The sequence below is a fragment of the Micromonospora sp. NPDC002717 genome, from assembly GCF_040295705.1.
Classification (GTDB): domain Bacteria; phylum Actinomycetota; class Actinomycetes; order Mycobacteriales; family Micromonosporaceae; genus Micromonospora.
Map to the genome: position 1 here is coordinate 1 of NZ_JBEOVW010000070.1, position 6105 is coordinate 6105.

Annotated in this window: 5 protein-coding genes; 1 reads left to right on the forward strand and 4 read right to left on the reverse strand. The window is 75.4% G+C overall.

Going from position 1 to position 6105, the window contains the following annotated elements; genetic code table 11:
* Positions 1-162: 162 nt before the first annotated feature.
* From ABT006_RS34730 to ABT006_RS34740, 3 genes are read right to left on the reverse strand one after another with little or no spacing between them, the layout of a single operon-like run.
* On the reverse strand, positions 163-1125 hold the full coding sequence (locus tag ABT006_RS34730; protein WP_350712714.1) for an aldo/keto reductase: 963 nt from the start codon (positions 1123-1125) through the stop codon (positions 163-165).
* Between the two features lie 33 nt (positions 1126-1158).
* Entirely contained in the window at positions 1159-2838 is a 1680-nt protein-coding gene (locus tag ABT006_RS34735; RefSeq protein WP_350712715.1) for an ABC-F family ATP-binding cassette domain-containing protein, read from the reverse strand.
* Between the two features lie 41 nt (positions 2839-2879).
* Complete coding sequence (locus ABT006_RS34740; protein WP_350712716.1) at positions 2880-3485, reverse strand: class I SAM-dependent methyltransferase; 606 nt, start codon at positions 3483-3485, stop codon at positions 2880-2882.
* Positions 3486-4171: 686 nt separating this feature from the next.
* Between ABT006_RS34740 and ABT006_RS34745 the strand changes: the two genes are divergently transcribed.
* Positions 4172-5020: a hypothetical protein gene (locus tag ABT006_RS34745; RefSeq protein WP_350712717.1), complete on the forward strand. Its 849-nt coding sequence runs from the start codon at positions 4172-4174 to the stop codon at positions 5018-5020.
* Between the two features lie 116 nt (positions 5021-5136).
* Here the strand turns inward: ABT006_RS34745 and truA are convergent, their stop codons facing one another.
* The gene (gene truA, locus ABT006_RS34750; protein ID WP_350712718.1) at positions 5137-5967 is read right to left on the reverse strand and encodes a tRNA pseudouridine(38-40) synthase TruA; all 831 of its coding nucleotides are present in this window, start codon (positions 5965-5967) and stop codon (positions 5137-5139) included.
* Positions 5968-6105 lie beyond the last annotated feature (138 nt).

The window sequence follows — 6105 nt, forward strand, 5'->3', positions numbered from 1 at the left end:
CCCCGCCCCGCCCTTTGGGGGTGGTTCCAACCCCCGGGCGGCCCCGGGGGGGGGGGTCGGGGGGGGGGTCACCCCCCGTCCCCCCCCCCCCCCCCCCCCCGGCCGGGGGGGGGGGCGGGGCCCACGCCGACCCGCCCGCGCGCGGGTCGGCGCGCGGGCGGGTCAGAGGATGGCGCGGAGGGCGTCGACGTCCTCGTCGGTGGGCTGCCAGGCGCCCGCCGCCGCGTTGGAGCGCACCTGATCGGGCGTGGTGGCGCCGGCGATCACCGAGGTCACCGCCGGTAGGGCGGCCAGCCCGCCGATGGCCACCTGGAGCATCGACAGTCCCCGCTCGTTCGCGTACGCCTCGATCGCCTCGATGGTGTCCCAGTCGGCGGCGGCGAGGCGCTCGGCGTACCGGCCGCCACCGGCGAGGCGGCTGTCGGCCGGCGGGGCCTCGTTCCGCTTGTACTTGCCGGTGAGCAGCCCGTTGGCCAGCGGGAAGAACGGCAGCAGCCCGAGGCCGAACCGCTCGCACGCCGGCACCACCTCGGCCTCGACGCCGCGCGCCAGGAGGCTGTACTGGTTCTGCGCGCTGATGAACCGGGCCCGGCCGTTGGACGAGGCCACCCAGTCCGCGTCGGCGATCTGCCAGCCGGCGAAGTTGGAGTTGCCCAGGTAGCGCACCTTGCCGGCGCGGACGAGATCGTCGAGCGCGGCGAGCGTCTCGTCGATCGGGGTGCCCGGGTCGGGCTCGTGCATCTGGTACAGGTCGATGTGATCGGTGCCGAGCCTGCGCAGCGACGCCTCGACCGCGCGGGCGATGTAGCGCCGCGCGCCCCGGGCGCCGAAGTCGGGGCCGTTGAGGCCGTGCATGTCCATGCCGAACTTGGTGGCCACCACCACGTCGTCGCGGCGGCCCTTGAGCGCCTGGCCCAGCATCTCCTCGGAGGCGCCCTGCGGCTCACCGTAGATGTCGGCGGTGTCGAAGAAATTGATGCCGGCGTCCAGCGCGGCGTCGACCACCGCCCGGGTCCCGTCGAGGTCGAGCTTACGGCCGAAGTTGTTGCAGCCGATGCCGACGACGGACACCACGAGCCCGGAGTCGCCCAACCGGCGGTAGGTCATTTCAGTCACGAGATCCACCCTATGCCGGCCGGCCCGCCGCCCGAGGATGCCTCAGCCAACGTCCCAGACCGGCTCCGGGGTCTCCACCACCTCGTTGTCGCCCCGGAACAGCACGAACCGGTCGAACGAGCGGGTGAACCAGCGGTCGTGGGTCACCGCCACGACGGTCCCCTCGAACGCGGTCAGCCCGGCCTCCAGCGCCTCCGCCGAGGCCAGGTCGAGGTTGTCGGTGGGCTCGTCGAGCAGCAGCAGCGTCGCGCCGGACAGCTCCAGCAGCAGCACCAGGAACCGCGCCTGCTGCCCGCCGGAGAGGGTGCCGAAGCGCTGGTCGCCCTGCCCCGCCAGCTCGTACCGGGACAGCGCCGCCATCGCCGCGTGCCGGTCCATGCCGGCCCGGTGGTCGTCCCCCCGCCAGAGGATCTCCACGAGGGTCTTCGCCATCAGCTCCGGCCGGTCGTGGGTCTGCGAGAAGTGTCCGGGGCGCACCCGCGCGCCGAGCCGGGCCACCCCGTCGTGCGCGACCGGCGCGAGCGCCGCCGCGCCGTCGACCGGGCCGTTGGCCGGGTCGGGGTCGCTGCCGCCGCGGGCGAGCAGCCGGAGGAAGTGCGACTTCCCCGTGCCGTTGGCGCCGAGCACCGCGACCCGGTCGCCGTACCAGATCTCCAGGTCGAACGGGTAGGTCAGGCCGTCGAGTTCCAGCTGCTCGCAGACCACCGCGCGCTTGCCGGTCCGCCCGCCGGTCAGGCGCATCCGGATGTCCTGGTCCTTCGGCGGTACGGGCGGCGGCCCGGCCTCCTCGAACTTGCGCAACCGGGTCTGCGCGGCCTGGTAGCGCGAGGCCATCCCGTCGTTGTACGCGGCCTTCTGCTTGTACATCAGCATCAGCTCGCGCAGCTTCTGGTGTTCCTCGTCCCAGCGTTTGCGCAGCTCGTCGAGGCGGGCGTGCCGGGCCACGCGGGCGGAGTGCCAGCTCGCGAAGCCGCCGGGGTGCACCCAGGCGCTGCCGCCCTCCACGGCGACAACCCGGTCGGCGGTGTGCGCCAGCAACTCCCGGTCGTGCGAGACGTAGAGCACCGACTTGGCCGACTCGCGCAGCCGCCCCTCCAGCCAGCGCTTGCCCGGCACGTCGAGGAAGTTGTCCGGCTCGTCGAGGAGCAGCACCTCGTCGGGGCCGCGCAGCAGCAGTTCGAGGGCGAAGCGCTTCTGCTGGCCGCCGGAGAGGGTCCGGACGGGTCGCTCCCGGGCGCCGTCCCACGGCAGGCCGAGCACGATGGTGGCGACGGTGTCGAAGAGCACCTCGGCGTCGTACCCACCGGCCTCGCCCCAGGCCGCGAGCGCGTCCGCGTACGCCAGCTGGGCCTTGCCGGCGGCGGTGCTGTACTTGCCGCGGACCTCGGCCGCCCGCATGGCCGCCTCGGTCTCGGCGAGCCGGCGGCCGGCGTCGCGCAGCGCCGGCGGGGCGAGCGACAGCGCCAGGTCGGCCAGTGTGGACTCGTCGCCGATCATGCCGATGAACTGGCGCATCACGCCCAGCCCGCCGGCCCGCGCGATCGCGCCGGTCTTCACCGGCAGGTCGCCGGCGACCATCCGCAGCAGCGTCGTCTTGCCGGCGCCGTTCGGCCCGAACAGGGCCACCTTGGCGCCCTCCCCGACCCGGAACGAGACGTCGGTGAAGAGTTCCCGCCCGTCGGGGAGGAGATGCCCGACGGCTGCCACGTCCACGTATCCCACGCCGGCATCCTGCCCGAGCACCCGCCGGGCGGCCCAACCAATTATCGGGTGACGCGCAGCACCCGGTAGCCCTTCTGGCTGGCGTGCCGCTCGACCTGCCAGCCCTGGTCGGCCAGCCAGCGGTGCAGCGAGTCGCCGCCGAGGTGGCGGGCGACCACCAGCCAGGCGACGCCGTCCGGGGCGAGCCGGGGCAGCCAGCGCAGCAGCATCCGGTGCAGCTCGTCCTTGCCGACCCGGATCGGCGGGTTGGACCAGAGCTGGGCGAACGTCACGTCGGCGGGCACGTCGTCCGGCGTGGCGACGCGTACCCGGTCGGCCGCGCCGACCCGCGCCGCGTTGGTGGCGGTCAGCTCCCGGGCCCGCTCGTTGACGTCGACGGCCCAGACGGTCGCCGACGGCGCCGAGGTGGCCAGCACGCAGGTGATCGGCCCGAAGCCACAGCCGAGGTCGAGCAGGGCGCCGGCCGTGTCGGCGGACGGCAGCTCCGCCTTGCGCAGCAGCACCGCCGTGCCGGGGTCGAGGCGGGCGGCGGAGAAGACCCCTCCGGAGGAGGTCAGGGTGTAGTCGCGGCCGGCGACGGCGAACTCGACCTCACGCGGGTGGGCGGCAGTCGCGGGTTCAGCGGTGAAGTAGTGGTCGCCGGTCACGCCGGCAATTCTCGCACCGCCCTCGCCACCGGCCGGTCCGGGGCCGAGGAGCGGCCACAGCACGACACGAAACAGTCAGGCACCCAATTTCCCGTTATTACCCCCTAAAGGGGCAATGCCCTCCTACCCTGGGCGACATGGTGTATCGGTACGAGTCCGATGAGGAAGCATTCATGGAGTACCCAGAGCCCCGGTCCGGCCGCTCGGTGCTCGGTGCCGGTCCGCCGGCCGGCCCCTCCCCGTCCCGCTTCCCGACGCCGTCGCTGCCCCGGCCCAACCGGGTCACGCTGCCCCCCGCCGAGCCGGAGCCGGTCCGCGCCTCGGTCCCGGTGTCCCCCGCGCAGCACGCACCAGCACCACAGGCGCCGCAGACGCCGCCGCCAGCGCCACAGACTCCGCCAGCGCCACAGACTCCGCCAGCGCCACAGGCACCGCCGGCGCCCCAGGCAGAGGTACCGCCCGACCCGCAGGCCCCACCGGCCCCACCGGCCCCGCCGGCCCCGCCGGCCCCGCCGGCCTCGCCAGCCCCGCCGGCCTCGCCAGCCCCGCCGGCCTCACCGGAGCCACAGGCCCCGCCGGGCGCGCAGGTCCCGCAGGCGCCGCCGGACGGGCAGGCCCCGCAGGCCCCGCCGGACGTGCAGGTGTCGCCGGCACCGGCCGAGCCGGCCGTAGCGGCCGAGGCACCCGTGGCCACCGAGGCATTCGTGGCGGTCGAGGCACCCGTGGCGGCCGAGCGGCCCGTGCCGCAGCGGGGCGGCGGCCGGCTGTGGCAGGTGCTGGTCGGCGGCGCGGCCGTGCTCGTGCTGCTCGCGCTCTGTGGCCTCGGCGCCGCCGCCCTGCTGGTCGAGCGCGACCGGACGCCGCAGGCCACGCCCACCGGCCAGCCCCAGGTGGCCGAGTCGGCCGAGGCCGGGGCGCACGACCTCGACTCCCGGGACACCGACCAGGCGCCGCTGACGGCCAAGGAGCTGTTCCCCGGCACGCAGCTCGTCGTCGCCGACGGGCAGCCCGCGTACCGGGTGCTGAAGACCCACTCCAGCGCGAGCTGCGCGGTCGCGGCCACCGGGGAGGTCGCCGACCTGCTGGTCCGGCTCGGCTGCAACCAGGTGGTCCGGGCCACCCTGCGCACGCCCGACGGCGACCACCTGGTGACCGCCGGCCTGTTCAACCTGACCGACCATGCCAGCGCCGAACGCGCCCGCGACCGGATCCGGCAGATGCTCGACGAGCGGCAGGGCCGATTCCGGGGCATGCCGGCCGACAACGGCACCGAGGCGATCGCCACCGCGCCGGCGCGGGTCGGCTGGCAGGTGCGCGGCCACTACCTCGCGTACGCGGTGGTCGCCCGCGTCAACGGCGCGGCGATCAGGTCGGGCGACACGAAGGCCAGAGAGATCCTCTTCGACATGATCGAGCTGCACCTCAACCAGGGTGTGCTGGAGCGCCGGGCGGCCGGTGGGACGGCCGGCCAGCCGACCGACGAGGGCGCGGACCGCACCGGCACACAGGACGGGAGCGAGCTGCCGGGCGAGTGACGAGCCCCCGGGTGTGGACGGGTGCGCGGGCCACCGGGCCGCGCACCCGTTGACTTCGGCACCCCGGCGGGGTCACCCGCCCAGGTCGACCCGGTGCGTCCGCGGCAGCGCTGCGGTCAGCCCTCCACGGGGACGCGCAGCCGGCGGGTCGCCTCGGCGCGGCGGGCGTACTCGGCCGGGTCGTCGGGGTAGCCCACGGCGACCAGGGTCAGCCCGTGCGCCGGGGCCACGGTCACCTCGCTGGAACGTTCCCGGCGGGTGAGCAGGCTGCCCGGCCACCCGACCGGACGGCGCCCGTCCCCCGCGACCAGCATCGCGCCGACCAGGCTGCGCACCATCGCCTGGCAGAACGCGTCGGCCTGCACGGTGGCCACGAGGAGCCCGTCGGGGTCCCGCCGCCAGTCCAGCCGCGTCACCTCGCGCAGCGTGGTGGCGTTCTCCTTGCGCCGGCAGTACGCGGCGAAGTCGTGCTCCCCCACCAGCCCCGCCGCGGCGGCGTTCAGCGCGTCCAGGTCGAGCGGCTTCGGCCAGGCCAGCACCTCGTGCCGGCGCAGCGGCTCGGCGCCCCACGGCGCGTCGGTGACCCGGTACTCGTAGCGGCGGAAGGTGGCCGAGAACCGGGCGTCGAAGTCGGCGGGCACCTCGGTCATCGCCCGCACCCGCACGTCGGTGGGGAGCAGTCGGGCCAGCCGGCGCAGCAGCCGCCCCTCGTGTTCCCGCCACACGGCGGTGGGCAAATCGACGTGGCAGACCTGCCCGGTGGCGTGCACCCCGGCGTCGGTGCGGCCCGCCACGGTCAGCCCCGTCGCCGTCCCCGCGCCGAGCACCAGGTCGAGGGTCTCCACGAGCACCCCGGCGACCGTACGTCGCGTCGGCTGGGCGGCCCAGCCGGAGAAGCCGGTGCCGTCGTACGCGACGTCCAGCCGCAGCCGGGTGCGCTCGTCCACTCGTACCTCCGCCTCACGGGGTCGGGCCCGGCACCCCACGTGGGGATGACCGCCGAGGCGACCCGCTTCGACCGGGCCTGGACGACCTTCGCGATCCGCCGCAAGTCCTGGGGCTACACCGCCGACCAGCAGCACCAC